The sequence below is a fragment of the Brucella pseudogrignonensis genome (assembly GCF_032190615.1).
In the GTDB taxonomy this organism is placed as follows: Bacteria; Pseudomonadota; Alphaproteobacteria; order Rhizobiales; family Rhizobiaceae; genus Brucella; species Brucella pseudogrignonensis_B.
Genome location: NZ_JAVLAT010000001.1, coordinates 2,229,580 through 2,255,105 on the forward strand (window position 1 = coordinate 2,229,580; position 25,526 = coordinate 2,255,105).

Sequence of the window (25,526 nt, forward strand, 5' to 3'; positions counted from 1 at the left end):
TTTCATATTTGTATCAGATTGAAGCGTCTGTCAGCGACAGAATGCCAGTCTCGGCATCGACCGATAGTTTCAGTTCTTTGTAGCTATTGATGCTCTTATGAGCAGTTTCTGGCGAATGCGGATGTGTTGCCGTCACAACAACGACATGCGCACCAGCGGTCTCACCTGCAACAATACCGGCAGGTGCATCTTCAAAAACCAGACAATTATGCGGATCAAAGCCAAGGCGCTTTGCACCTAGCTGGAAGCATTCAGGGCTAGGCTTTCCACGCTCGACATCTTCCGCCGAAACGATGACCTTCGGCAGCGCAATACCGGCGGCCGCAAGGCGGCGGCGTGCTAGCTCAATGGGCGCTGAAGTGACAATAGCCCAACGATCTTCTGGCAACGATTTGAGGAAATCGATTGCACCCTCAATAGCTTCAATTCCGTCCAGATCGGCCATTTCCGCATCGAGCAGAATCTTGGCTTCTGTATCCGGGTCGAGATGCGGCAGCCCAAGCCTGCGCACTGTATCGACTGCACGCACACCATGAATGGTTGGAACGAACGTCACCGGATCTATGCCGTGGCGCGTGGCCCATTGTCCCCAGACGCGTTCGGTCGCAGCAATGGAACTCAGAACTGTGCCGTCCATATCAAACAGAAAAGCATCGAACGACTTATTGAAGGGGGACAGGTCGGTCAAAATATGGTCCTCAAGTTTTGGTATTAAGAATCGCGTATAATGATTTTAATTCGTAATAAGCGCGGAAGTCACAATATTCGATGATTTGATCGCCTTCGTGACCCAAAAACTTGATCATTTGTATTGTTTGTGGCTTTTTGCGCGACTTAAAGCACGGCTTTCAATCTGAAGCTTTCATGCTCAGATGAATCGTATTCTCAGGATAATTGTTTAAATGACTGAAATGAAAAATAAAAATAGCAATTATCCCGACCATCGGTTCTCTGTGGCACCGATGCTGGATTGGTCTGATAGACATTGTAGATATTTTCACAGGCTGTTCTCAAAGCGCGCGCTTCTATACACGGAGATGGTTGTCGCCGATGCTGCCGTCCACGGCCCACGTGAGCGGTTGATGGGGTTTGACGCGGCAGAGCACCCAATTGCTTTGCAGCTTGGCGGTTCGGATCCGGTCAAATTGCAGGAAGCTGCGCGGATTGGCGCGGGTTTTGGCTATGATGAAATCAATCTCAATGTCGGTTGCCCGTCTGACCGTGTGCAGTCGGGTACATTCGGCGCGTGTCTCATGCAGACGCCCGATGTGATCGCCCGCTGCGTGGCAGCGATGAAAGAGGCTGTTTCTGTGCCTGTCACCGTCAAGTGCCGGATTGGCGTCGACGATCAGAACCCGGAAGTCGCACTTGATGCGGTTGCAGATCAGGTTCTTAACGCTGGAGCTGATGCGCTTTGGGTCCATGCTCGCAAAGCATGGCTGAAAGGCCTTTCGCCCAAGGAAAACCGTGATATTCCGCCACTAGACTATGACCGTGTTTATCGCTTGAAGAAGCGCTTGCCGGGGACATTTATCGGTATAAATGGCGGCATCAGTGCGCTTGAAGAAGCCGTTGCGCATCTTGATCACACAGATGGCGTCATGCTGGGCCGCGTCGCATATCACAATCCGGCAATTTTAGCCGATGTCGATCATCTGATTTATGGCGAAGACGAAAAGCACGTCGATATGGCCGAGATTATCGAGGCAATGTGCGAATATGTAGACAGGCATATTGCGCATGGTGGCAGGCTTTCGCATATCAGTCGACATATGATCGGCTTGTTTACGGGGCAACCTGGCGCGCGCCGCTGGCGCCAGATGCTCTCGACCGATGCCTCAAAGCCGGATGCTAGTAGTGATTTGCTGCGTCAGGCCTATGCGTCCGTCATGGAAGCCAGCGCTGAAGCAGCGTGATCAATCCATCATAATCAACTGATCGCCGCGAACGCTGAACCCACCCAGCGTTTGCAGGAAATTCATGCCAAGCAGACTGCCGGTCATCAGACCTTCTTGCGTAACCATGGCGCGGATATTCTCACGTTGGATCTCGCCAATCTGTAAGTTTGCGATGGTGATGCTTGCGGCCGTTGCCCTGCCATTGGCTGTGTTGATCGGCACATTATAGGCAAGCGATGATGTGTCGATGCCTGCGCGTTCGGCATCTTCCTTTGAGAGCACAACCGAAGATGCGCCTGTATCGACAAGGAAATGTACGCGCGCACCATTTACACGGCCATTTACTTCAAAATGACCATTGGCCGATTTTGCAAGAGTGACGGTGAGAGAACCATCTGAGGCTCGTCCTGAAATCGGACTGCCGGGAATAAGGCCAGCCGTGATGCGGCTTCCTACATCCTGTAGCTCATAGCGATATTGGTATCCTGCAACGAGAGCCAGAATAATAACCGCCCAGACGGCCATGTTCCGGGCAAAATCGCTGAGTTTGATGCCGGAGCCTAAAATGCCTGCCGCCAGCACCACACCCCATATGCCCATATAGGCCGCCTGGCCAAAAGCGTCATTGGCCATTCCAAGCGTTGTGCCGCTGTTATCGTTTGCCATCAGCAGCAAAATAACAACTGCAATGGCTGCAATTACGATCCAGAACAAACGCCCCATTAGTTTTCTCTCTTTTCCAGTCTTTCATGTCGCTGAGGTAAAAGCGCCATGACTGCGCGCCGTTGATCCATATCCATACTCGACCAACTGGCAATTTCACCAAGCGTCCGGGCGCAACCCAGACAAAACCCGGTTTGACTGTCTATCACGCACACCAGAATGCATGGCGATTCGATTGCTGCGGTATTCATGAAATCAATGTGGTTGCATCAAAGCGCACTGACAAGGCCAAGTAAGACTGCAAGCGTGCAAATCTGTTGTGCCGCACCCAGCGTATCGCCTGTTTGTCCGCCAATTTTGGCAACGCATAGTCTTGCAAAACCAAAGACCAGGACAACGCTGAAAAGCAGGGCCTTTATGAAGCCTGCAAATCCCGCCACTTGAACGCTGGTCACGGCCAGAATGCCAAGACCAAGCAAACTGCCGCAAACAAGCGTTTCCCAGCTTGGCTGTCCCAGATTATCAGCAAGGCCACCGGGGCGCGCTGATGGAAGACCATACCAGAGAGCAAGCATAGCTGCTCGGCTTGCAGACTCTGCGCCAATGAGCGCGAGCGTGGCGTAACAAGGGCCGGCTCTCTCGATAAGGGTGGCTAGAAGTACAACTTTAAGGCCTGTCCAGATGATGAGTATCAGCGCCGCGAACGTGCCAATACGCGAGTCCTTCATAATTTCGAGACGACGTTGAGGTGTTGAAGCTCCGAAAAAGCCGTCTGCGCTGTCACCAAGGCCATCTTCGTGCAATGCGCCTGTCATGGCAGCGAGTGCACCGATAGCGATTAAGCTGGAAACTAGTGCAGGCAGGTTCAGATAATCGGATAAGAGCAGTGCTATCCCTGCAAACAGCCCAAGCACGGCACCGGCGAACGGAAAAGCCCGCACACTTGTTTTAAGCGAATCGCTGGAACCCTCAAGCCATGCGGCTCGCAGTGGCAAACGGCTTAGAAACCCCAGAGCACGAATTGTATCTCCAATGAAGCTATTTCGCTGCAAGTGCTTGCTCCGCTTTAAGAACGACATGGCATCAGAAGGAATAATTGCAGCCAATAAGCCTTGGCGCAAAGAGGTGATTTGAAAATTTGCGTAAGTGCTTATAGGACGGGCAAAATAGTTTTGCATCCTCCATTGATTGATTGGACCAGACGATATGAGTGCCAGTGGCCTTCCTTTTGACGATTTCCGTGAACTCATCCGCAATCTGCCGGGACCAGATCTTGGTGCGGAAGCGGCTGTGCGTGCGCGGGAAGCGACACTGACCAAGCCAGCAGGTTCGCTCGGGCAGCTTGAAGAAATCGTCGCATGGCTGGCTGCATGGACTGGCAAATCCATTCCGCAGATCAATCGTCCGCTGGTCGCAGTCTTTGCTGGCAATCACGGCGTGACCGCTAAGAACATCACGCCATTCCCATCAAGCGTAACGGCGCAGATGGTTGAGAATTTTGCCGCCGGTGGCGCTGCGATCAATCAGCTCTGCATCGCACATGATCTGGGCCTTAAGGTTTTCGATCTGGCGCTTGAACACCCAACGGGTGACATTACCGAAGAAGCAGCCATGGACGAGCGCACTTGTGCGGCTACCATGGCCTTTGGCATGGAGGGGATTGCGGGTGGAACTGATCTTCTATGCATCGGCGAAATGGGCATCGGCAACACGACGATTGCCGCAGCCATTGCTATGGCGCTTTTCGGTGGTGCGGCTGAAGACTGGGTTGGTCCGGGTACTGGTTCGACGGGTGAGTTGTTGCATCGCAAACTTGCGGCGGTTCGCGCTGCGGTGACACTTCACCAGGACCACCTGAAAGATCCGTTGGAAGTTCTGCGCCGCCTTGGCGGACGTGAATTGGCCGCGATGGCAGGTGCAATCCTTGCAGCCCGCATGGAAAAAATTCCGGTCATCGTTGATGGCTTTGTTGCAAGTGCTGCTGCCGCAGTTCTTTACGCAGCAAATCCGACATCACTTGATCATTGCTTGTTTAGCCATGTGTCAGCCGAGCCGGGGCATCGGCTGCTACTTGAAAAGATGGGTAAAAAGCCACTTCTCGATCTTGGCATGCGTCTTGGAGAGGGAACGGGTGCAGCACTTGCCGCTGGTATCGTCAAAGCGGCAGCGCTTTGCCACAGCGGAATGGCAACATTTGAACAAGCAGGCGTTACAAGTTCTACGAAGTAAACATAAAAAGCCCCGGGAATCCGGGGCTTTTTGCGGTAACGCGTGATTAATTGCTTTCTTTGTCGAGTACCATGTAGTCGAGCGGCAGCTCTGTCGTGTACTTGATCTGCTCCATAGCGAAAGATGAAGACACGTCACGAATTTCAATCTTGCTAATAAGGCGCTTATAGAATGCATCATAAGCGCCAATGTCTGGCACAGCCACGCGCAGCAAGTAATCGACGTCACCGCTCATGCGGTAAAATTCGATGACCTCTGGAAACTCCTGAACAACTTCCGAAAAGCGCTTCAACCATTCATTGCTGTGCGAACTGGTGCGCACGGATACAAATACCGTTACTCGTGCATTGATGCGCACAGGATCGAGGATAGCAACACGGCGCTTGATGACACCATCTTCCTCAAGCTTCTGGATGCGGCGCCAGCAAGGGGTTGTGGATAGGCCAACCTTCTTAGCGACATCGGCTACCGCCAGTGTTGCGTCTTCCTGCAATAAACGCAGTATTTTTCTGTCTAGCCTGTCCATGCGATTTTTATCCCGATATTAGAAACTGTTTCCCGAACCCTGTGGATGTGTGAAACTTAATACCTTATCGTTTGCCTTGGCTGGAATTTACAGGAAAAATATTCTGTTGAGAATGGTGGTTCTAAAAATTATTTTCTGGGGCCAATCAGTTTGCGTATTTTTTGCTGCAAAGCGGGAACGACGTCCGCGTCAAACCATGGATTACGTCTGAGCCAGCCACTGTTGCGCCACGATGGATGCGGTAAGGGCAAAACGGTTCGGCCCGCAGCATTTGGTGTTTCTATGAAGTTTCGCCAGTTCTCAACTGTTTCGGTCAGACTTGTTTTGCGCCACTCTGAGAGATGGTAGGCAAGCGCATATTGCCCGACAACCAGAATGAATTCGAGTTGTGGCATGGATGCAAAAACGCGGTCATGCCAAGTCGAGCGGCATTCACGACGTGGCGGAAGGTCGCCACCATGTTTGTCATAGCCTGGAAAACAAAACCCCATCGGCACGATTGCAAAAAGCGATGGATCGTAAAACTCTTCGCGACTTGTGCCGAGCCATTGCCGTAGCCGATCGCCGGACGGATCGTTAAAGGGCAGGGAGCTGTTGTGCACGCGAATGCCGGGTGCCTGACCGCAGATCGCAATGCGTGCCGTATTTGAAATAATGCAAACCGGATTCGGTTCGTGTGGCAAAGGTGGCAGATATTCGGGCGTGTCACGACAAATGCGGCACGCCTGGATCGAGTGTTTGAGCTCGTCCAGATTTTCCATTCTTTCTGTAATTCTCCAGATCAAATTGCTTTCAGCAGTTTAACGACTTGGCCTTTGATATAATGAATCATATCGCTGATTACATCGGATGATCGTGTTTCATGGCCGGTTTCAGCATCGGCGTTTGGTTGCTGATGGTCTTTGCGCCACTGGTATGGCGCCTCAAAACTGCCAGCCCATATGCCGCGCTTCTCACGACGTGCGGTGGCCTCTTCGCTGCGATAATCGCCATAGGCAACCGCCCAGCCTTGTTCTACCATCCATTGGTTGAGGTTTGTATCACCGCGATAACATGTCGCTAATGTGCGTCCGTATTTATCAAGTCCCAGTTTTTCACATCGAATCGCACTTGCATTGATCGTATTTAGCAAAGCTTTGCGTGCGTCTCGGCCACAAAGGTAATCGCGTTTGTCGATCTGGCAGCTTTGCTGCATTTCCGGTGCGTCAATGCCTGCAAGCCGTATGTGAATCTTGTCGAGAATAACTGTGTCACCATCAATGACATAGGCGGATCCAGCCAGAGTTTTCCTGGATTGCCGACTGTCAGGTAGAGAGACGATAATGGCAATGAGAATTGAAAATATCAATAAAGTCAGTAGGATGCTTTTAATCTTTCGTGCGTTTTGTCGCCTCGCAGAGGTGTAATCGCGCCGATAGCGGCGCCTTCTGTTGACCATTGTTTTTGATACCCCCAACCAGCATTATTCTCGCTGTACACAATCATGCTTCGCAAAAACTATCACATTTGAAAGTACGCTTTGGTCTAACAACTTCAGCCCACAACATTTTGTTTTGTGTTGATTCAGCAACAGTCTTTATTATTGCTATAGGCTAAAAGATGGGAGGCACATTTTGCCCATTTCCCGCCACAAAGGGGCGTCACCGCTAGGGAAAGGCGAAAGCCATTAACAGAATTGGGAAGCTTTGGTTCCCTCAGGACAGGAAAAAAATGAAGAAGGACGCATTGTTTCATAACGATCCGTTTTCGGAAGGCGAAAAAGCCGACCGATCTTTGTTTTTTCGTTTTGGTGAAAAACGAGCTTTTTTCCGCCAAAATCGGGTCTCAGTGTTGACGAAAATTCAATGCACTCTGTTACTTATGTCATCAACTTCTAATCAGTGTGAAAGACCAGCGTTGTGATGCGTATCCGCAGTTTTTCATATCCCCTTATCGCTGCGGCGCTTGGCTTGGCCATTGTGTGCAACAGTGCTTCGGCTTTTGATTTAAACGATGACTCCGAGAAATCGCGTAGCCCGTTTGAACTCTTCAAGTTTGGTTTTTCTGCTTATAAGAGTGGCCACAAGGACGAGGCGATCAAGGCGCTGCGTTATGCTGCCGATCGTGGACATCAGGGCGCCAAGTGGAAGCTTGCACGCATGTATGCCGATGGCGATGGCGTCGCTGAGAATGACTATGAAGCCTATCAGATTTTTGAAAAGATCGTTCGTGACGGTGCAGAGCCGGGTTCAGAAAATGAGCCTTATGTTGCTGATGCGCTGGTCGCACTTGCCGGTTATGTGAAGCGCGGCATTCCCGGTTCGCCGGTCAAGGCCAATCCCAAGTTTGCCCGTAATCTTTATGTGCAGGCTGCATCGAATTTCGGTGATCCGGCAGCTCAGTTTGAACTTGGCAAGATGTTGCTTGACGGTGAGGGTGGAGAGCCTAACCCAATGCAGGCCGCACGCTGGTTCCAGCTTTCTGCCAAGAAGGGCAATGCGAGCGCGCAAGCGATGCTCGGCAATATGCTGTTTCAGGCGGGAAAGACCGTGCGTGGCCTAGCCATGCTGACTGCAGCCTTTGAGCGTTGCCCAACAGAAGACTGCACCTGGATACGCGATATGCAGGAACAGGCTTTCTCTATTGCGGGTGAAGCAGACCGCCGTAATGCGGTGGCACTCTCCAGCAATCTGACCACCAAGGGCGATTTCTGATTATTTAAATCCGCCTGATTAATCAGACGGATAATGTCACCGTTACAGGCACGTGGTCTGACGGCTTTTCCCATGCTCTGACATGCTTTTCGATATCAGTCGAAACGAAATGGTTTGCCGCTTCTGGTGACAACATCAGATGGTCGATGCGAATGCCATTGTTTTTCTGCCATGCACCGGCCTGATAATCCCAGAACGTGTAAACGCCTTCAGCGTCCGTGGCAGCTCTGACCGCTTCAGTGAAGCCCAGATTTTCCAGGCGACGAAACGCCTGACGTGATTGCGGCTGAAACAGCGCATCACCCAGCCATTGTTGCGGATTCTTCGCGTCATAAGGCTCAGGAATGACATTATAATCGCCTGCAAGCACAAGCGGCTCTTCCAGTTCAAGCCTGTTCTTGGCCCATGTCTCAAGGCGCTGCATCCAGGAAAGCTTATAAGGAAACTTTTCCGTATCAATCGGATTGCCGTTGGGGAGATAGAGCGACACGACACGTAGAACGCCTTTATCGGTCGAGAAAACGGCCTCAATGAAACGAGCGTGTTCGTCGCTATCATCGCCGGGAAGACCGCGAATAACCTCATCTGGTGATTTTTTGGAAAGAATCGCGACGCCGTTAAAGCCTTTTTGCCCGTGCGTTTCGACATGATAGCCGAGCGCTTCGATTTCCAGCCGTGGGAACAGCTCGTCCACTGACTTGATTTCCTGAAGGCAAGCGATGTCGGGCGATGATTCCTTCAGCCAATGCTGGAGGTTTTCGATGCGCGCTTTGACGCCGTTAATATTCCATGTCGCGATTTTCATGTTGAAATGATTAGGCGTAAGATGGGGTGAGGGCAAGCGCCGCACGCATTCCATCACAGAATTTCCGCTCTTTCGTATAAATATGCATTGGTCATTTGTATTGCCGCTTTTGCATTCCTATCTCCCTTTTACAGTAGTCAAATTAGGAGACTTGAATGTTTGACGCCAAAAAGCTTCTCGACCAGTTTCTGGGATCGCAAATACCGGGCATGTCAGGAAGTGTTCGCGATAAGGCAGGGCAGGCCACCGATCTTGCAAAGAAAAATCCATTGGCTACTGGCGCCATTGCTGCGGCAATCTTTGGCACGAAGACGGGCCGCAAACTTGCTGGCAATGTCGCAACCGCAGGCGGTTTAGCTGCAATCGCTGGTCTTGGTTATCTCGCGTATAAGAACTATAAATCCGGCCAGCAGCCGCAAACTGCCCCCCAACCAGCGGCAGCTGAGCCAGAACTGCTCCTACCGCCGCCAGCAGACTCACCCTTTCATCCGCAATCACCTTCAATGAGCAATAGCTTCGCGCTGACACTTATTCAGGCGATGATTGCGGCTGCAAAGGCTGATGGTCACATCGATGCGAATGAGCGCGCGTTGATTATGGAAAAAGTGCAGATTTCAGGCCTCGATAACGAGGCAGAAGCGTTTTTTGAGAAAGAATTGGCGGATCCGATCGATATTGAAGCGCTGGTCTCAGCTGCTCAGACGGAAGAGCAGAAGGTTGAGCTTTACACGGCTTCACGCCTGACGATTGATCCTGATACGCGTGCAGAACGTGGTTATCTCGATATGTTGGCGGGTCGCCTTGGTTTGCCGGATGCGCTGGTTGATCACATTGATGCGACCGTCTCGTCGGTCAAAGCCTGATAAAATAAAACCGGCTTTAATTTAAAGCCGGTTTTTCTTTGGGGTGGTAAACTCCATCAGATCGCGAAGCTTGTACCGCAACCGCATGATGCTGTGGCATTTGGATTGCGGATTTGAAACGACTGTCCCATCAGGTCATCAACGAAATCGATCTGCGAGCCGTCCATATAGGGCACAGAGATGGAATCGATCAGTACCCTGGCACCGAGCTTTTCGATAACAATGTCATCATCGGACTGATCATCAACCAGATCATATTTGTAGGAAAAGCCGGAACAGCCACCACCTTCGACAGACACGCGAAGCGCGGTCTTGCCGGGTTCGGAACTGATAATCTTTGCAATCCGCTTGGCTGCGGATTCAGAAACGGTAATGTCTGTCATCTGCCTTGTTCCGCTTACAATTGCGTATAACGAAGTGGAATTACGAAATTCACAATCAACGTATACTTGCCATCATGTTTAGCTGATAGCTATGAACGCAGTGCGTGGAAGTCAATGTCCACCTGTCATTTACGTAATCATATTACAGTGAGGAACGCATCGCAATGTCCGGCCAGGAAATTGGGTCACTCGAAGGCATCGGCTTTGGCTATCGTGAACGCGCGCCTTATGCTTGCAATCCGGCTTTGAGCCGTGGGCGGCTGGTGTCTGAGCCAGAAAGCGCCACGCGGACTCCTTTTCAGCGCGACCGCGACCGAATCATTCACTCAACGGCTTTCCGCCGCCTGAAGCATAAGACGCAGGTTTTTATCGCCCATGAGGGTGATCATTACCGCACGCGCCTGACCCATACGATCGAAGTGGCGCAGATTGCCCGTGCATTGGCGCGTGCCTTGCGATTGGACGAAGACCTTGCCGAAGCGGTGGCGCTCGTGCATGATTTTGGCCATACGCCGTTTGGACATACTGGGGAAGACGCGCTCAACGAGCGGATGAAACCCTATGGCGGCTTTGATCACAATGCGCAGTCTTTGCGTATCGTGACAAAGCTTGAGCATCGTTATGCAGATTTTGATGGTTTGAACCTCTCATGGGAAACCCTTGAAGGGCTGGTAAAGCACAATGGTCCGCTGATTGGCCCCTTTGCGACCGATGCCGACGAGCCGGTTCCTCAACCTATCCTCGATTTCAATGGGCGCTATGATCTCGAATTGTCGCGTTTTGCGAGCCTCGAGGCGCAATGCGCGGCAATCGCGGACGACATTGCTTATAATGCGCATGATATTGACGACGGTCTTCGCTCCGGCCTGCTGACGCTTGAAGGGCTGGATGAGGTGCCTCTAACAAAGCGGCTGCTAGATATTGTCAGAGCGCGTTATCCGGCACTTGATGCCGTGCGCACCGGGCATGAGCTAGTGCGTCGTCAGATCACGATCATGGTCGAAGACGTGATTGCTGAATCACAACGCCGTATCGCGAATGCCAATCCTCAAAGTGTTGATGACGTGCATGCGCAACCACACGCGCTTGTAGGCTTTTCGGATACGATGCGCGATGAAGAAAAAACGCTGAAACGCTTTTTGTTCAAGAACCTTTATTTTCATGACAGTGTCGTGGTTCGCAGGCATGCTGCGGATAAGATTGTTCAAGACCTATTCGATATTTCATTTGAAAAACCATCCATCATGCCAGCCGAGTGGCAAGCAGACTGGGAAGTGCTTGATCAAGCAGGCAAGGCACGCCGTGTTGCCGACTATCTGGCGGGTATGACTGACAATTATGCCGTGCGCGAACACCGACGATTGTTTGACCACACACCCGATTTAGCTTAATCGGAGCTTAACGAAGCGGATGCTGGCGCTAAAACGCGTTGGTATGGCTGTTATTTTTATGACGAGCCAAGGCCGGAAAACACAATTATAGCCGGACAGAAGCCTGACAGGACGAACCATGAATATCTTTGCAGATTTCGACGCACGTATCAAAAAAACGTTGCAAGAGGTTGATCTGAAAACGAAAGATGGCAGCGAGCTTGATCTGTCGCGTATCAGCGTTGAGCCGCCACGCGACGCATCGCATGGTGATATTGCAACCAATGCTGCCATGGTGCTTTCCAGGGCTGTTGGTCAGAATCCGCGCGAGCTTGCAACGGCAATTGCCGATGCTTTGAAGTCCGATGAAGACGTCGCAAGTGTCGATGTTGCAGGTCCGGGCTTCATTAATCTGCGTTTGAAGGACGCATACTGGCAGCGCGAGTTGCAGGGCATGCTCAATGAAGCGACCGATTTTGGCCGCTCAAAGCTCGGCGCTGGCAAAAAAGTCAATGTTGAATATGTTTCGGCAAACCCGACCGGCCCAATGCATGTCGGCCATTGCCGCGGCGCCGTTGTCGGTGACGTGCTTGCTAACCTGCTAAAATTCGCTGGCTTCGATGTCGTCAAAGAATATTACATCAATGATGCGGGCGCACAGATCGACGTGCTGGCCAATTCTGCGATGCTGCGTTATCGCGAAGCACTGGGCGAAAATATCGGCGAAATTCCTGCCGGTCTTTATCCTGGCGATTATCTGGTGCCAGTCGGCGAGGCGCTTGCCAAGGAATTTGGCAAGACGCTTCTGGAAATGCCGGAAGAAGAAGCACTCGTTCTGGTGAAAGAACGCACCATCAACGCAATGATGGCAATGATTCGCGCAGATCTTGATGCGCTCAATGTTCATCATGACGTGTTCTATTCTGAGCGCACGCTGCATGCCGATCATGCACGCGCCATTCGCGCTGCAATCAACGATCTGACGCTTAAGGGCCACGTTTATAAGGGCAAGCTGCCACCGCCAAAGGGCCAGCTGCCAGAAGAGTGGGAAGATCGCGAGCAGACCTTGTTCCGCTCGACTGAAGTGGGTGATGATATTGACCGTCCGCTGATGAAGTCAGACGGCGCATTCACTTATTTTGCGGCTGACGTTGCTTACTTCAAAGACAAATATGACCGTGGTTTCAATGAGATGGTCTATGTGCTTGGCGCAGACCATGGCGGCTATGTAAAGCGTCTTGAAGCTGTTGCACGTGCTGTTTCTGACGGAAAGGCCAAGCTGACAGTGCTGCTTTGCCAATTGGTAAAACTGTTCCGCGATGGTGAACCCGTGCGTATGTCGAAGCGTTCGGGCGAATTCATCACGCTGCGCGAAGTGGTGGATGAGGTTGGTCGCGATCCGGTCCGTTTCATGATGCTTTACCGGAAGAACGATGCGCCGCTTGATTTCGATTTTGCGAAAGTAACGGAGCAGTCGAAGGACAATCCGGTGTTCTACGTGCAATACGCGTCAGCGCGTTGCCATTCGGTCTTCCGTCAGGCTGTTGATCAGCTTGGGCTTACCGATCTGGATCGCGTTTCGCTTGGTTCACACCTCCACAAGCTGACCGATGAGAGCGAAATTGCACTCATCCGCAAGCTTGCTGAATACCCACGTTTGATCGAAGCTGCGGCTACCCATCAGGAGCCTCATCGTCTCGCTTTTTACCTTTATGACCTTGCCAGCGCGCTACATTCGCAATGGAATAAGGGTACAGAAAACCCAGACTTACGTTTTATTAAGGTTAACGATCCAGAATTGTCACTAGCAAGGCTAGGGCTGGTGCAGGTCGTTTCCGATGTTCTGACTTCTGGTTTGACGATTATCGGTGCGGATGCTCCAACGGAAATGCGCTAAGACGAACTGATCACTCGCAAGTTCAACAACAGTGTTGAGTGGGTGGTGGTAAGTCAAAAAGATGGAAGACCGATGACGGGTTAAGTCACCGGCCTTCCATAAGGCGCAAGTAACTTCCGTCAACTTTTGCCCACATTGCCTCGCTAAAATGTGATGTATCGAGACGTCTTGCGACGTCCAGGGTTTGAGTTAGGAACACACCATGACGGACAGCAGTGCTAATCCCCGTAATTACGGCGAGCGTCCGCTGCACGAAGACGATCCGCTGATGGAACTATCAAGGATCATGGACTTCGGCGCGTCTGCTGATACCAATGTCGCCCAAAATGACTACCGGGGCGACTACCGGCCTGAGCCAAATTTTGATTCTGGTGACAGCGAGATAGCGTTCGATCTTGAGCGTGAGTTGCTTGGTGATTTTGGTGATGAGCCAGAGCCACAGCAATATACGGTGCCATTTTCGTCTAATTCTTATCAGGATGAAGCGCCGGTTCTGCATGAGGACCATCTGGCGTCCGCTCTTGAAGAAGAATTTGATCTTCAGATGGATGCGCATGAACCAGCCGCTCAGCCTGTCGCGCCTGCGCAGTCTTTTGAGTTTGTAGAAGCTGATCGCACGGAACCCGTGCCGCAGTTCGATTACAATGATTATTCTGAAGCGCGCACAGCATACGAAGACATTCATCCGGATGCTTATGCTCCAGCCGCCGCCCCTTTAGAGCAGTACTATTCAAACTACGAATCCCCTGAATTTCAGGAGTCGGAATCGCAATTTTCTGATCCCTATGCGGACGAAGCTGCTGGATATGCAACACCTAGCCAGAACATCGACAATGAATGGGAAATCCCATCCGCTGCACCGTTTGAAGCCCCCCAGCCTGTAGAGCCGCCACATCAGGCTCTATCGCTAGAAGACGAGCTGGAAAGCTTGCTGTTTGGTGAAGAGGCGCAGGCTTCGTCAGCGCCAGAATCAGTTTATCAGCCAGCCTATCAAGATGAGCCGCAGCAGTTTGAAAACGACGCACCTCGTTTTGAGAGCAATGTCGCTGAAGAGCCAGTGCACAAAGAACCTGCGTTTGACGACTTCTCGCTGGAAGATCCGCAGGCCTTCGCTCCTGTTGAGTCCGCGACCAGTTACGCTCCCGAAAGCTATGCACCGCAAACAGAGTCGCGTGCGGAAGCTCCTGCTTATCCGCATTACACGTTGAGCAATTTTGCAGCGGGTGCTGCGACTGCTGGCATTTTGTCTTCAGAGCCAGTGCAGCATGCTGCCCCCGCTTTCGAATCAGAACAGGCTGAACTCGAAGACGATTTTTCGTTTGGCGACGACTTCTCGCTGTCAGATGAGCCAGATTTTGCACGCGCTGTTTCAGAATCAACCGATGACGATCAGTCTGGTCTGGAAGAAATTTCGTTCAGTGAAGACGACTTTGGTTTTGAGCCTTCGGGGGACGCAGCTTCTGCTGCGCCTGATGATGCCTCGGCTGTCTTTACCGAAGAAGATTTCTTCACGGATGAAGATTTTGATCTGTCGCCGGATGAAGATGAAGAGCCAGTCAGTCAGCCTGCTTATGCGCATGCAACGTATAGCGACGAAGATCGCCATCCATCAGCGCCATCATTTACAAACTATGCCGATCAGCGTTCGATCTTTGCAGCACCGGCGCCTGAAATCGAAACGCTAAGCGTCTCTGAAGGCAAGGTTGATCAAACCCATTCGCTCGACTTGCCAGAAGTCAGCTATGGCGATGAAGATGCCGGCGCATCGCTGAGTGATCTGGAAGCTGAATTTGCTGAAGTGTTCAGCACCATCGATGTCGATGAATCGGCTGCGAAGGTCGAAGTCCAGAGCGAAGCTGACAAAGCTTTCGAAGATATCTTCCGCGAAAGCGCATCGTCTTACATGCCAAGTGGTGGCGTAGCGGCTGGTGCAGCCCTTGGTCTTGGCGCTGCCGCCGCAACCGTTGCTTATGGACGCGCCAACCCAACGATCCCGTCAGCAACGCCACAAAATGCCGCTGCAAATAGTGACGACTTTTACAATCATTGGGCTGCACAGGGCGCGCAGACCATGGAAGGCGGCGAATTCGGCACGCGTGCCGGTGGTATGCAGCCGGAAGACGATCTTGGTGTCGCTGCTGAAGCCTATCGTAATCGTCCTGTTCGTGGACGTCGCGGCCTGATCCTTGCAAGCGTCGCGGGTTTGGCTGTTCTCATCGGTGGCATTGGCTATCACTTCCTTGGTGGCAGCGGTTCCGGCGAACCTGTTGTGATTCGTGCGGATAACCAGCCGATTAAGATACAGCCGGAAAATCCGGGCGGTGCGACTGTTCCTAATCAGGATAAGGCCGTTTACGACCGCGTTGCAGGCACATTGCCGAATAATCCTGAACAGAAGTCGCTTATTTCTGCGGGTGAAGAGCCTGTCGATCTTGGCGCTCAGGATAATGATGTTGGTATGGATGATGGTCCAGAACCAAACACAGCAGCCGCGTCTCATTCTGGACAGGACGCACCACTGATCCAGCCACGCGAAGTGGAAACAATGATCGTGCGTCCAGACGGTTCGATCGTTCAGGCACAGCAGCCTGCGCAGACGGCACCACAGCCGACTGCTCCAGTCGCTGCGACCAACAATGATGCGCCGATTGCACCACCAGCTGAAACCGATGAAATCGGAGCGCTTGCTGCTGCCGGTGAACTTCAGCCTCCTGTTACCAATACGCAGACTGCACAGCCGGCAACACAGGCTCCAGCGGTACCTGTTCGTGCGCCTGTGATTCCTTCGCGCCCTGCTGAACAGCCAACCACGATTGTTGGCAACGTCCCGCAACGCACACAGACGCCAGCACAGGCAGCCCCTGCAGCTGCTCCACAGGTCGCATCTGCGGCTGGTGGTGGTTATTTCATCCAGATCGCTTCGCAGCCATCTGCTGAACTGGCACAGAAGTCTTATGCGAATATGGCTCAGCGTTATGGCAGCGTGATCGGTGGCCGTGCCGTTGATATTAAGCGCGCCGATATTCCGAACAAGGGCACTTATTACCGTGTTCGAGTTCAGGCTGGTTCGAAAGAAGAGGCAAATGCGCTTTGCGGTCGCTTTAAGACGGCGGGTGGTAGCTGCTTTGTAACGCAGTAACAATTGGATTAATGAATTTGAAGAGGGCGGCTTTGGCCGCCCTTTTTCGTGAGACTACCAAGCTGAATGTTTTTCGGTTAAGTCATAATCACTGATTTTGAGTGCAAATGAATCGAAGGAATATCGCATGAGCGAATGCAAGGCGTGGATTGCAGGTGTAGCCGGTACAAAGCTGACGCCAGATGAGATAGCCTTCTTCCGTGATGAAAAGCCTTGGGGCTTTATTCTCTTCGCACGCAATGTCGAAAGCCTTGAGCAGGTTGCTGATCTGACCGCACAATTGCGCGACGCGACAGATCGCCCGCAAATGCCGGTGTTTATTGATCAGGAAGGTGGACGCGTGCAGCGCCTTCGTCCGCCACTGGTTCCAAATTATCCGGCAGCTGCGGAAATTGGTGCGATCTACAATCGCGATCATGATGCTGGCCTGCGCGCAGCATGGCTTCATGCACGGTTGCATGCATTCGACCTGCTTAAAGTTGGGGTGAATGCCGATTGTCTGCCCGTTCTCGATGTGCCGATAGACGGAGCGCATGATGTGATCGGTGCACGCGCTTATTCTAAAAATCCTCAAGAAGTGGCGCTGATGGGACGCGCTGCAGCTGAGGGTTTGCTTGCGGGTGGCGTTTTGCCGGTTATCAAGCATATGCCGGGACATGGTCGCGCATTCAGTGATACGCATAAAGAACTGGCGCGAGTTGATGTGCCCTTGTCTGAGCTGGTCGCGCATGATTTCGTGCCATTCAAAGCACTCAATGATTTGCCAATGGCAATGACTGCGCATGTGATCTTTGACAGCCTTGATCCGAAGAACCCGTCAACGCTTTCGCCAACGGTTATCAATACTGTCATTCGTGACGTCATCCAGTTTGATGGTTTGATCATCAGCGATGATATTTCGATGAAGGCGCTGTCCGGCGATATTGGCGATATTGCCGAAGGCATCACCAATGCGGGTTGCGATATTGTTCTTTATTGCGCGGGCGTGATGGAAGAACTCAAAAAGGTTGCGCCTCGTGTTCCAATTTTGGAGGGCAAGTCGCTCAGGCGTGCAGACCTTGCTGAAGTTTATGCGGGTGAGCCTGATTTGTCTGATGAAGCGGAACTGCGCGAAGAGTTTGGACAGCTGTTTCAAGCAATAGCTTAACAGGCGATTCTTAGGATAAGATGTCCTCAAAAGGTCAGTGGGGTTTATGCGCTGACCATCAGGACGACAGGAAAACCGCGTGGCCGGATCAGAAACCAACACAAGCAGCAAAGACGGTGCAAATGTGCCGATGGATGCTCTGTGGCAAAATGAATCTGAAATCGACGATGGCGAACCCTCACTGTTAGTCGATGTGCAGGGCTTTGAAGGTCCGCTGGATTTGCTGCTTCATCTTGCGCGAACGCAGCGTGTTGATCTCTCCCGCATATCTGTTTTGGCGCTTGCGGAACAATATCTGGGCTTCGTCGAGCAGGCGCAGGCTCTCAAGCTCGAACTGGCTGCCGATTATCTCGTGATGGCGGCATGGCTTGCTTATTTGAAGTCCAAGCTTCTGATTCCTAAACAGAAGGGCGATGACGAAGCCACAGGTGAAGAGCTAATCGCCACGCTGCAATTCCGTCTGAAGCGTCTTGAAGCAATGCGCGACGCTGCGGCAAATCTCGTTAACCGCAAACGGCTGGGACGAGATGTTTTTGCGCGTGGAATGCCAGAACTGGTTGTCGTGGATCGTTCAAGCCAGTTTTCTGCTACGCTTTATGAGTTGCTGACCGCTTATACATCGCAACGTCAACGTCAGAGCGTGACACATGTTCAGATCGAAAAACGTGCCGTCTGGTCTTTGAAGGAAGCACGCAGTGCGCTTGTGCGGCTGATGGGAATAAGTGACGACTGGATTTCGCTCGACCGCTTCCTGATTAATTATGCACTGACACCGCAAGAACGCGCATCGGCCTTGGCAAGCTCGTTTGCTGCAAGTTTAGAGCTCGTCCGTGAAGGTAAGCTTGAGGTCCGTCAGAATGCGCCTTTTGAGCCGATTTATATGCGTGTTCAGGCTGGAATGAATGAACTGGATGAGGACGCGGATGTCTGAGACAGAAATCGAGATTGATGACTTTGACGACAATGCTGAAACTCCAGAATCATCAATGACACTTGCTGAGTTCAGCCGGATCGCCGAGGCTATTATTTTTGCTTCCGCAGAACCTGTGACGGAACGTGCCTTGTCGGAGCGTCTGCCGGGCAATGCCGATTTACCCGCTGTGCTCAATCATTTGCAAAAAATCTATGAGGGCAGGGGCGTCAATCTGGTTCAGGTTGGCACAGCATGGGCTTTTCGCACGGCACCTGATCTCGGATTTCTTTTAAGCCGTGAAACAGTTCAGCAACGCAAACTATCGCGTGCGGCGATGGAAGTGCTGGCAATCATTGCCTATCATCAGCCTGTGACACGCGCAGAACTGGAAGATATTCGCGGCGTCGAAACATCCAAGGGTACGCTTGATGTGTTGATGGAAACTGGCTGGATCAAACTGCGTGGTCGCCGCCGCACGCCGGGTCGCCCGGTGACTTATGGCACGACAGACGCATTCCTCGACCAGTTTGGCCTACCGGAGATTCGTGATCTTCCGGGGTTGGAAGAATTACGCGGGGCAGGGCTATTGTCAGCGCGCACTCCGTCCGGTTTTTCTGTCCCGGTTCCCAATGTTGATCCCGATGAGTTGACAGCCGACGAAGAACCGCTGGAGGATATCGATCTTGAAGGATTGGGGTTGCTAGCACCGCGCGGTGATTGATTTAAAGCAAGATACGACAAATAAAATTGGTGTATCTTCGTTCACGGTCACACTTCTGTTTGAAAGATTTGTTGAAAACGCTTAAATCGTAATCAGCAATACAGAAATACGCCGTGGATCACGGCATTGAGAGGAATAAAATGGGTAGCTTTTCAATTTGGCACTGGCTGATCGTTCTCGCGGTTGTGCTGCTTCTGTTCGGTCGTGGCAAAATTCCTGAACTGATGGGCGATGTTGCCAAGGGCATCAAGAACTTCAAGCAGGGCATGTCTGAAGAAGACGCTGCGAAGGAGGATGCTAAGGCTGATGCCAATGGTGTTGGTCGTACGATTGATGCGCGCGCTGACGATACCGTTAAGGATGTCAAGAAGACGACAAAGTCCTGATGTGATCTGCTTTGGCTGCGTGCAATAGGGTGCGCAGCATAAATAAAAAATCCAAGCTGATCACGAGTAGCCTCCATAGAGGTCAATTTGTGATTTGAAATGCGGTTTTCCGCCGAAATACAAGGCGCGCGCAAAAGCGCGGAGTATCAAATATGTTGGATATCGGTTGGTCTGAACTGCTGATTATCGCGATCGTGATGATCGTGGTGGTGGGGCCTAAGGATTTGCCGAAGATGCTCAGAGCTTTCGGCAAAGCAACAGCGCGGATGCGAAGTACGGCCAATGAATTTCGCAATCAGTTCAATGAAGCTTTGAAAGAGGCCGAACTTGAAGATGTGAAGAACATTGTCGATGAAGCACGCAAGCTTGATCCGCGCTCGAAGCTTACGCAGGTCTTCGACCCGATTCGTAGTGCTGGAGAGGATATTCGGGCTGGTCTCCAGTCGACGACATCCATGTCACCGGCTGAGCCTGAAAAATTTTCAGAAGTGACGACGCCTGTTGAGCCAAATGGCGCAACGGTTCCTGTTGAAGGTCCGGTCGAAAAGCCGGTTGCTAAGCCAAAGGCACCACGCAAGAAGGCTGCTCCAGCTGCGGCAGTAGAAACGCCTGTTGCGGAAACGCCGGTTAAGGCAAAGCCAAGAGCAGCTAAACCGAAGGCTGTTGTTGCTAAATCCGAAACAGTTGCAAAGCCTGCTGCGACTAAGCCCGCGACAGTCGCTGCCGCGAAGAAACCAGCTGTGCCAAAAGCTACGACCAGAAAGGTTGTCGCTCCTGCTAAAAAGACCACAAAAAAGACGACTGACAAGACAGGAAGCAAAGCGTGAAACGGGATGAGGCCGAAATTGAACAGAGCGCCGCACCTCTGCTCGAACATCTGATTGAACTGCGCCGTCGCCTGATCTGGGCGATTTTGGCGTTCTTTGTCGCTTTTGTTTTCTGTTTTGCTTTTGCCAAGCATCTCTTCAACTTGCTCGTCGTGCCCTATCAATGGGCAATCGATTGGGCAGGTATGGATCGCTCGAAAGCAGAACTGATCTATACAGCACCACAGGAATTCTTCTTCACACAGGTGAAAGTCGCCATGTTTGGCGGCATTGTGCTCGCATTCCCGATCATCGCGGCGCAGATTTATAAGTTCGTCGCTCCGGGTCTTTATAAGCATGAGCGCATGGCATTTTTGCCGTTCCTCATTGCTTCGCCGATTCTGTTCCTGATTGGCGGCGCACTGGTTTATTTCTTCTTTACACCGATGGTGATGTGGTTCTTCCTTGCAATGCAGCAGTCGGGTGGAAACGGTGAAGTGCAGATTTCGCTTCTGCCAAAGGTCTCTGAATATCTGAGCCTCATCATGACGCTCATTTTTGCCTTTGGTCTGGTTTTCCAGTTGCCAGTCGTTACAAGTCTTCTGACGCGGGCAGGTTTGCTGACATCCGAAGGACTGAGAGACAAGCGCAAATATGCGATTGTGATTGCCTTCGTGGTTGCCGCGGTTTTGACACCGCCAGACCCGGCAAGCCAGATCGGTCTTGCCATACCAACGATCCTTCTCTACGAGATTTCTATCATATTGGCCCGAATGATCGAGAAGCAGCGGAAAGAAGCGAAAGACGAGGCTGACGCCGAGGACAGCGCTCCGACTTCCTGATCTGGACTTATGTTAAACAGAGGCTGCATGATCGCAGCCTCTATCTTGTTAAATTACACGAAACGGCTTTTCCCATGCTCGACATCAAATGGATTCGCGAAAACCCTGAAGCTCTTGATAAGGCGCTTGCCAAGCGCGGATCAGAGTCGCGCTCGTCCGAACTGATCGCGCTGGATGAAAAGCGCCGTGAGCATGTCGGCAAGGTTCAGGCTGCTCAGGAACGCCGCAATGCCGCTTCTAAAGAAATCGGCAAGGCTATGGCCGAGAAAGACGCTGAAACCGCTGATCGACTGAAGGCGGAAGTTGGCGAGCTGAAGGCTTTTTTGACGGAAGCCGAAGAAACCGAACGTCGTCTGATCAGAGAACTCAATGACGCGCTTTCCACGCTTCCAAATGTTCCAGCGGATGATGTGCCGCTTGGCGAAGACGAGGCAGGCAACGTCGAAATCCGTCGCATCGGAAATCAGCGTAATTTTTCGTTCACACCAAAAGAACATTATGAGCTTGGTGAAGCGCTTGGCTTCATGGATTTTGAACGTGCCGCAAAAATTGCAGGCTCGCGCTTTACGGTTCTCAAAGGACCCCTTGCGCGTCTTGAGCGTGCACTTGGCCAATTCATGCTTGATCTGCACACCACTGAGCACGGCTACGTGGAAACCATGCCGCCGCTGATGGTGCGTGACGAAGCTGTTTATGGCACGGGTCAGTTGCCGAAATTCACCGAAGATCTTTTCCGCACGACGGATGGTCGTTGGCTCATTCCAACGGCAGAAGTGCCGCTGACCAATCTGGTTGCGGATGAAATCGTTGACGTGAAAACTCTGCCGCAGCGTTATACAGCATTGACGCCATGTTTCCGCTCGGAAGCGGGTTCTTCCGGCCGTGATACACGCGGCATGCTGCGCCAGCATCAGTTCCTCAAAGTGGAAATGGTTTCGATCACCGATGCAGACAGCTCGGCTGCGGAACATGAACGCATGACCGCTTGTGCAGAAGAAGTGCTGAAACGCCTTGGCCTGCCGTTCCGCACGGTTGTGCTTTGCACCGGCGACATGGGCTTTGGCGCGCAGAAGACCTACGATATCGAAGTGTGGATGCCGGGCCAGAATGCTTATCGCGAAATCTCGAGCTGCTCGGTTTGTGGTGACTTCCAGGGCCGTCGCATGAATGCGCGCTATCGTCCGGAAGCGGAAAAAGCGACGCGCTTTGTGCACACGCTCAACGGTTCGGGCGTCGCTGTTGGCCGCGCATTAATTGCTGTTATGGAAAATTATCAGCAAGAAGACGGCAGCATTCATATTCCTGAAGCATTACAGCCATACATGGGCGGCCTTACGCGCATCGAGAAAGCAGCGTAGTTAAATCTTATGATCTGAATGAAGGAGTGAAGACGTGCGAATTTTGCTGACGAACGATGATGGTATCCACGCTGAAGGCCTCGCAGTTCTGGAGCGTATCGCACGCAAGCTCTCAGATGATGTCTGGGTTGTCGCTCCTGAAACAGACCAGAGCGGTCTTGCGCATTCGCTCACCCTGTCAGAGCCGCTTCGTCTGCGCCAGATCGATGAACGTCATTTTGCACTGCGCGGCACACCGACCGATTGCGTTATTATGGGCGTGCGTCATGTACTGCCGGGAGCGCCTGACCTTATCCTGTCTGGTGTCAATTCCGGTGCCAACATGGCTGACGATGTGACTTACTCCGGCACTGTTGCAGGTGCTATGGAAGGCACACTTCTCGGCGTGAAGGCAATCGCGCTCTCGCAGGAATATGATTACGATGATGGCCGTCGCGTTCTGCCTTGGGAAACCGCAGAAGCGCATGCGCCTGAGTTGATCAAAAAGCTGGTTGAAGCTGGTTGGCCTGAAGGCGTTTTGATCAATTTGAATTTCCCGAATTGCGCGCCTGATGAAGTCAAAGGCACGCGCGTTACTGCGCAGGGCAAACTCAGCCACGATGCACGTCTTGATGAGCGCCGTGATGGTCGCGGTTTCCCTTATTTCTGGCTGCAATTTGGTCGGACGAAGGCCGAGGTTGCGGTGGACAGTGATGTTGCTGCGATCAAGGGTGATTTTATTTCTGTTACACCACTTCAGCTTGATCTCACTGCGCAGAAGGTTCGTGCAGATCTAAGCAAAGCACTGGGTGTTGAAGCTCTGGGGGTCGAAGCATGAATCAGGCTGTGTCTGAACGCCCGCAGCTTTCGGACAGGGAAGGATTTGCATCCTTCGTTATGCGCATGAGGGCGCGTGGCATCAATGATGCCCGCCTTTTTGGTGCGATTGAAGCAACGCCACGTCAGAGCTTTATGGGCTCTGCGTGGTCGCATCTTGCTTACAGCCAGCGCACAGCGCCGCTTGATTGCGGCGAATATATTGAAGGCATCGACGATCAGGCACGCGTGATCGCAGCACTTGATCTTGAACCAGGACATCGTGTTTTGGAAATCGGCACAGGGTCTGGTTTCACTGCGGCGGTCATGTCGATTTTGTCGGGCCGTGTGACAACGGTTGAGCGTTATCGCAAGCTTTGTGATCGTGCCTTGCAGCAGTTTGTCACGCTTAAGCGCGAAAACATCATGGTTAAACATGCGGACGGTCGCCATGGCATGCCGGGTGGGCCATTTGACCGAATCATAATCTGGTTAGCGTGCGAAGATATTCCGCGTCATTTCGTGGAGCTTCTTGCAACGCATGGCGTTCTGGTAGCACCAGTCGGCCCGAGTGACGATGTCCAGATGGTTACGCGCATTGCGAAAGTTGGTAGCCGTTTTGAACAGGCCAATATTATGCCTGTTCGTTATCAGCCATTTATTGAAGGCATTTCCTCGGTATTGTAAGAAATTTGCTCGCTACTTAATCCGGGCAAAATTCAGCTTTTGCAGCCTATAGCTCCGTGTGTTGTGGTGTTTTTGTGCACGTATGGTGTCTAATTGGTGAATATTTTTTATAAGAAATGTCCATTCTTAACCAGCGAGTAACATTAACGCGTTTTAATGAGTCCAAGTGAGTTCTAGAGTTGGGCGAGTTGATCATGCGTTTTCCAATATTGCAGCATACGTCTGAACGTCTCCTGCGAAATGCAGCGATCGTTTTGATTGCCGGATTTGGTGCAGGGTGTAGCGCCGACACAATGCGCTTTACCGATGGCATGTTTACCGGTTCCACGCCTAATCAGCGTGTTGTTCAGCAGCAGCCGGCTAATGATGTTTACGCATCTGCACCGATAGCCGCGGCGCCACCTGTTTCAAGTGGTTCGGTTCAGCGCAACAGTCTGCCACCAGTGTCTTCGGCACCAGTTGCTGCTGCTGCAACGCAGGCACAAAATCAGGTGAACCAGGCGCGTGACGTGGCAACGAGCCATGTCAACAATGCCGGAACGCAGGTCGCAAGTGCTGCCGGTGCTGCAAACAATGCAGCCGCTAATGCGAAGTCGAATGTTCTCGGGCAATTGCCAGCAACTGCAAATGGCGCGCCAATTCCTGTTGCCGGTCATGTTGCAGCACCAGTAGCTGCCACAGCTGCAGGTGGCTATGCCGTCAAATCAGGTGATTCGCTTTTCTCGATTGCGCAGAAGCACAATGTACCAATTGAGCAGTTGAAGCAGGCGAATGGCCTTTCAAACGGTGCAATCCGTGTAGGCCAGAATCTTGTTATTCCATCCGCTGCAGCGGGTGCCGCAACACAGGTTGCAGCCGTATCGCCACAGCCGGTAAAGCCAGCCGTCACAGCTCCAGTGCAGACTGCTTCGGTTGCGCCGAATGAAGCTTCAAACGTCAAGCCTTACACGCCGCCATCAGCGAGCAATAAAGTCATCGAAGATGCTGAGAAGGATCAGTCCGCAGCACCATCTTCGACCGGGATTTCGCAGATGCGCTGGCCGGTTCGCGGTCGCGTTCTCGCAAGCTTCGGTCAGCGTGACGGCACTTCCGTTAACGACGGTATCGACATCATGGTGCCGGAAGGCACTCCTGTAAAAGCTGCTGAAAATGGCGTCGTTATCTATTCCGGCGATGGTCTGAAGGAATTCGGACAGACGGTGTTGATCCGCCACGATAATGGCCTTGTGACTGTTTACGGACATAACAGCCAGATCCTCGTGCAGCGCGGCCAGAAGGTTCGTCGCGGTGAAGATATTGCAAAGTCGGGCATGAGCGGCAACGCGAAATCGCCAAAGCTGCACTTTGAAGTCCGCAAGAACTCGTCGCCGGTCAATCCTTCCAAATATTTGGAATCATAAGTGAA

26 protein-coding genes are annotated in these 25,526 nt (G+C 52.1%); 17 read left to right on the forward strand and 9 right to left on the reverse strand.

The window, feature by feature from the left end; genetic code table 11:
• Nucleotides 1-13: 13 nt before the first annotated feature.
• A complete protein-coding gene (locus tag RI570_RS10825; RefSeq protein WP_250039701.1) occupies nucleotides 14-688 on the reverse strand; it encodes an HAD family hydrolase in 675 nt (224 codons plus the stop codon).
• A 214-nt stretch (nucleotides 689-902) separates the two neighbouring features.
• Here RI570_RS10825 and dusA point away from each other — a divergent pair, with 214 nt between their 5' ends.
• Nucleotides 903-1,916, forward strand: coding sequence for a tRNA dihydrouridine(20/20a) synthase DusA (dusA, locus tag RI570_RS10830; RefSeq protein ID WP_313828413.1), 1,014 nt, complete (start codon nucleotides 903-905; stop codon nucleotides 1,914-1,916).
• Here the strand turns inward: dusA and RI570_RS10835 are convergent, their stop codons facing one another.
• Genes RI570_RS10835 through RI570_RS10845 form a run of 3 tightly spaced genes read right to left on the reverse strand, consistent with a single transcriptional unit; the run spans nucleotide 1,917 to nucleotide 3,613 of the window.
• Complete coding sequence (locus RI570_RS10835; RefSeq protein WP_313828414.1) at nucleotides 1,917-2,621, reverse strand: TIGR02281 family clan AA aspartic protease; 705 nt, start codon at nucleotides 2,619-2,621, stop codon at nucleotides 1,917-1,919.
• A complete protein-coding gene (locus RI570_RS10840) occupies nucleotides 2,621-2,812 on the reverse strand; it encodes a DUF1289 domain-containing protein (protein WP_313828415.1) in 192 nt (63 codons plus the stop codon). Before RI570_RS10840 ends, RI570_RS10835 begins: the two co-directional genes overlap by 1 nt.
• Before the next feature lie 18 nt (nucleotides 2,813-2,830).
• Nucleotides 2,831-3,613 carry an adenosylcobinamide-GDP ribazoletransferase gene (locus tag RI570_RS10845; protein WP_313828416.1) on the reverse strand — a complete coding sequence of 261 codons (783 nt, stop codon included), beginning with the start codon at nucleotides 3,611-3,613 and terminating at the stop codon, nucleotides 2,831-2,833.
• Nucleotides 3,614-3,767: 154 nt separating this feature from the next.
• On the opposite strand from RI570_RS10845, the gene cobT reads away from it, so the two are divergent.
• Nucleotides 3,768-4,790, forward strand: a complete 1,023-nt coding sequence (gene cobT / locus RI570_RS10850) for a nicotinate-nucleotide--dimethylbenzimidazole phosphoribosyltransferase (protein ID WP_313828417.1) — start codon at nucleotides 3,768-3,770, stop codon at nucleotides 4,788-4,790.
• 46 nt (nucleotides 4,791-4,836) lie between these two features.
• Here cobT and RI570_RS10855 read toward each other — a convergent pair whose 3' ends face one another.
• From RI570_RS10855 to RI570_RS10865, 3 genes are all read right to left on the reverse strand, one after another.
• Nucleotides 4,837-5,316 carry an Lrp/AsnC family transcriptional regulator gene (locus RI570_RS10855; RefSeq protein WP_250039709.1) on the reverse strand — a complete coding sequence of 160 codons (480 nt, stop codon included), beginning with the start codon at nucleotides 5,314-5,316 and terminating at the stop codon, nucleotides 4,837-4,839.
• Between the two features lie 128 nt (nucleotides 5,317-5,444).
• Nucleotides 5,445-6,077: a uracil-DNA glycosylase family protein gene (locus tag RI570_RS10860; protein WP_313828418.1), complete on the reverse strand. Its 633-nt coding sequence runs from the start codon at nucleotides 6,075-6,077 to the stop codon at nucleotides 5,445-5,447.
• Between the two features lie 20 nt (nucleotides 6,078-6,097).
• Nucleotides 6,098-6,664: a thermonuclease family protein gene (locus RI570_RS10865; RefSeq protein WP_313828419.1), complete on the reverse strand. Its 567-nt coding sequence runs from the start codon at nucleotides 6,662-6,664 to the stop codon at nucleotides 6,098-6,100.
• Between the two features lie 553 nt (nucleotides 6,665-7,217).
• Here RI570_RS10865 and RI570_RS10870 point away from each other — a divergent pair.
• Nucleotides 7,218-8,009 (forward strand): tetratricopeptide repeat protein, encoded by a 792-nt coding sequence (locus RI570_RS10870; protein ID WP_313828420.1) that lies wholly within the window; start codon nucleotides 7,218-7,220, stop codon nucleotides 8,007-8,009.
• 22 nt (nucleotides 8,010-8,031) lie between these two features.
• On the opposite strand, the gene xth is transcribed toward RI570_RS10870, so the two are convergent.
• Nucleotides 8,032-8,814, reverse strand: a complete 783-nt coding sequence (gene xth / locus RI570_RS10875) for an exodeoxyribonuclease III (RefSeq protein ID WP_313828422.1) — start codon at nucleotides 8,812-8,814, stop codon at nucleotides 8,032-8,034.
• Nucleotides 8,815-8,969: 155 nt separating this feature from the next.
• Between xth and RI570_RS10880 the strand changes: the two genes are divergently transcribed.
• Nucleotides 8,970-9,677 (forward strand): tellurite resistance TerB family protein, encoded by a 708-nt coding sequence (locus tag RI570_RS10880; protein WP_313828423.1) that lies wholly within the window; start codon nucleotides 8,970-8,972, stop codon nucleotides 9,675-9,677.
• 56 nt (nucleotides 9,678-9,733) lie between these two features.
• On the opposite strand, the gene erpA is transcribed toward RI570_RS10880, so the two are convergent.
• A complete protein-coding gene (gene erpA, locus RI570_RS10885) occupies nucleotides 9,734-10,060 on the reverse strand; it encodes an iron-sulfur cluster insertion protein ErpA (RefSeq protein ID WP_250039716.1) in 327 nt (108 codons plus the stop codon).
• Between the two features lie 164 nt (nucleotides 10,061-10,224).
• Between erpA and RI570_RS10890 the strand changes: the two genes are divergently transcribed.
• From RI570_RS10890 to dipM, 13 genes are all read left to right on the forward strand, one after another.
• Nucleotides 10,225-11,451, forward strand: a complete 1,227-nt coding sequence (locus RI570_RS10890; protein ID WP_313828424.1) for a deoxyguanosinetriphosphate triphosphohydrolase — start codon at nucleotides 10,225-10,227, stop codon at nucleotides 11,449-11,451.
• A 118-nt stretch (nucleotides 11,452-11,569) separates the two neighbouring features.
• Nucleotides 11,570-13,327 (forward strand): arginine--tRNA ligase, encoded by a 1,758-nt coding sequence (argS, locus tag RI570_RS10895; protein ID WP_313828425.1) that lies wholly within the window; start codon nucleotides 11,570-11,572, stop codon nucleotides 13,325-13,327.
• Nucleotides 13,328-13,529: 202 nt separating this feature from the next.
• Nucleotides 13,530-16,466 carry an SPOR domain-containing protein gene (locus RI570_RS10900; protein ID WP_313828426.1) on the forward strand — a complete coding sequence of 979 codons (2,937 nt, stop codon included), beginning with the start codon at nucleotides 13,530-13,532 and terminating at the stop codon, nucleotides 16,464-16,466.
• 127 nt (nucleotides 16,467-16,593) lie between these two features.
• Complete coding sequence (gene nagZ, locus RI570_RS10905) at nucleotides 16,594-17,613, forward strand: beta-N-acetylhexosaminidase (protein ID WP_313828427.1); 1,020 nt, start codon at nucleotides 16,594-16,596, stop codon at nucleotides 17,611-17,613.
• Nucleotides 17,614-17,692: 79 nt separating this feature from the next.
• On the forward strand, nucleotides 17,693-18,544 hold the full coding sequence (locus RI570_RS10910) for a ScpA family protein (protein WP_313828428.1): 852 nt from the start codon (nucleotides 17,693-17,695) through the stop codon (nucleotides 18,542-18,544).
• Entirely contained in the window at nucleotides 18,537-19,247 is a 711-nt protein-coding gene (gene scpB, locus RI570_RS10915; protein ID WP_313828429.1) for an SMC-Scp complex subunit ScpB, read from the forward strand. The genes RI570_RS10910 and scpB overlap by 8 nt, the downstream gene beginning before the upstream one ends.
• Before the next feature lie 140 nt (nucleotides 19,248-19,387).
• Nucleotides 19,388-19,633 carry a twin-arginine translocase TatA/TatE family subunit gene (locus RI570_RS10920; RefSeq protein ID WP_313828430.1) on the forward strand — a complete coding sequence of 82 codons (246 nt, stop codon included), beginning with the start codon at nucleotides 19,388-19,390 and terminating at the stop codon, nucleotides 19,631-19,633.
• 152 nt (nucleotides 19,634-19,785) lie between these two features.
• On the forward strand, nucleotides 19,786-20,460 hold the full coding sequence (gene tatB, locus RI570_RS10925; RefSeq protein WP_313828431.1) for a Sec-independent protein translocase protein TatB: 675 nt from the start codon (nucleotides 19,786-19,788) through the stop codon (nucleotides 20,458-20,460).
• Nucleotides 20,457-21,281, forward strand: coding sequence for a twin-arginine translocase subunit TatC (tatC, locus tag RI570_RS10930; protein ID WP_250039728.1), 825 nt, complete (start codon nucleotides 20,457-20,459; stop codon nucleotides 21,279-21,281). Before tatB ends, tatC begins: the two co-directional genes overlap by 4 nt.
• A 74-nt stretch (nucleotides 21,282-21,355) precedes the next feature.
• Nucleotides 21,356-22,639 (forward strand): serine--tRNA ligase, encoded by a 1,284-nt coding sequence (serS, locus tag RI570_RS10935; RefSeq protein ID WP_313828432.1) that lies wholly within the window; start codon nucleotides 21,356-21,358, stop codon nucleotides 22,637-22,639.
• A 34-nt stretch (nucleotides 22,640-22,673) separates the two neighbouring features.
• Nucleotides 22,674-23,456 carry a 5'/3'-nucleotidase SurE gene (gene surE / locus RI570_RS10940; RefSeq protein WP_313828433.1) on the forward strand — a complete coding sequence of 261 codons (783 nt, stop codon included), beginning with the start codon at nucleotides 22,674-22,676 and terminating at the stop codon, nucleotides 23,454-23,456.
• Nucleotides 23,453-24,121 (forward strand): protein-L-isoaspartate(D-aspartate) O-methyltransferase, encoded by a 669-nt coding sequence (locus tag RI570_RS10945; RefSeq protein WP_313828435.1) that lies wholly within the window; start codon nucleotides 23,453-23,455, stop codon nucleotides 24,119-24,121. Before surE ends, RI570_RS10945 begins: the two co-directional genes overlap by 4 nt.
• A gap of 194 nt (nucleotides 24,122-24,315) precedes the next feature.
• On the forward strand, nucleotides 24,316-25,521 hold the full coding sequence (dipM, locus tag RI570_RS10950) for a cell division endopeptidase DipM (RefSeq protein ID WP_409558638.1): 1,206 nt from the start codon (nucleotides 24,316-24,318) through the stop codon (nucleotides 25,519-25,521).
• Nucleotides 25,522-25,526: the final 5 nt, after the last annotated feature.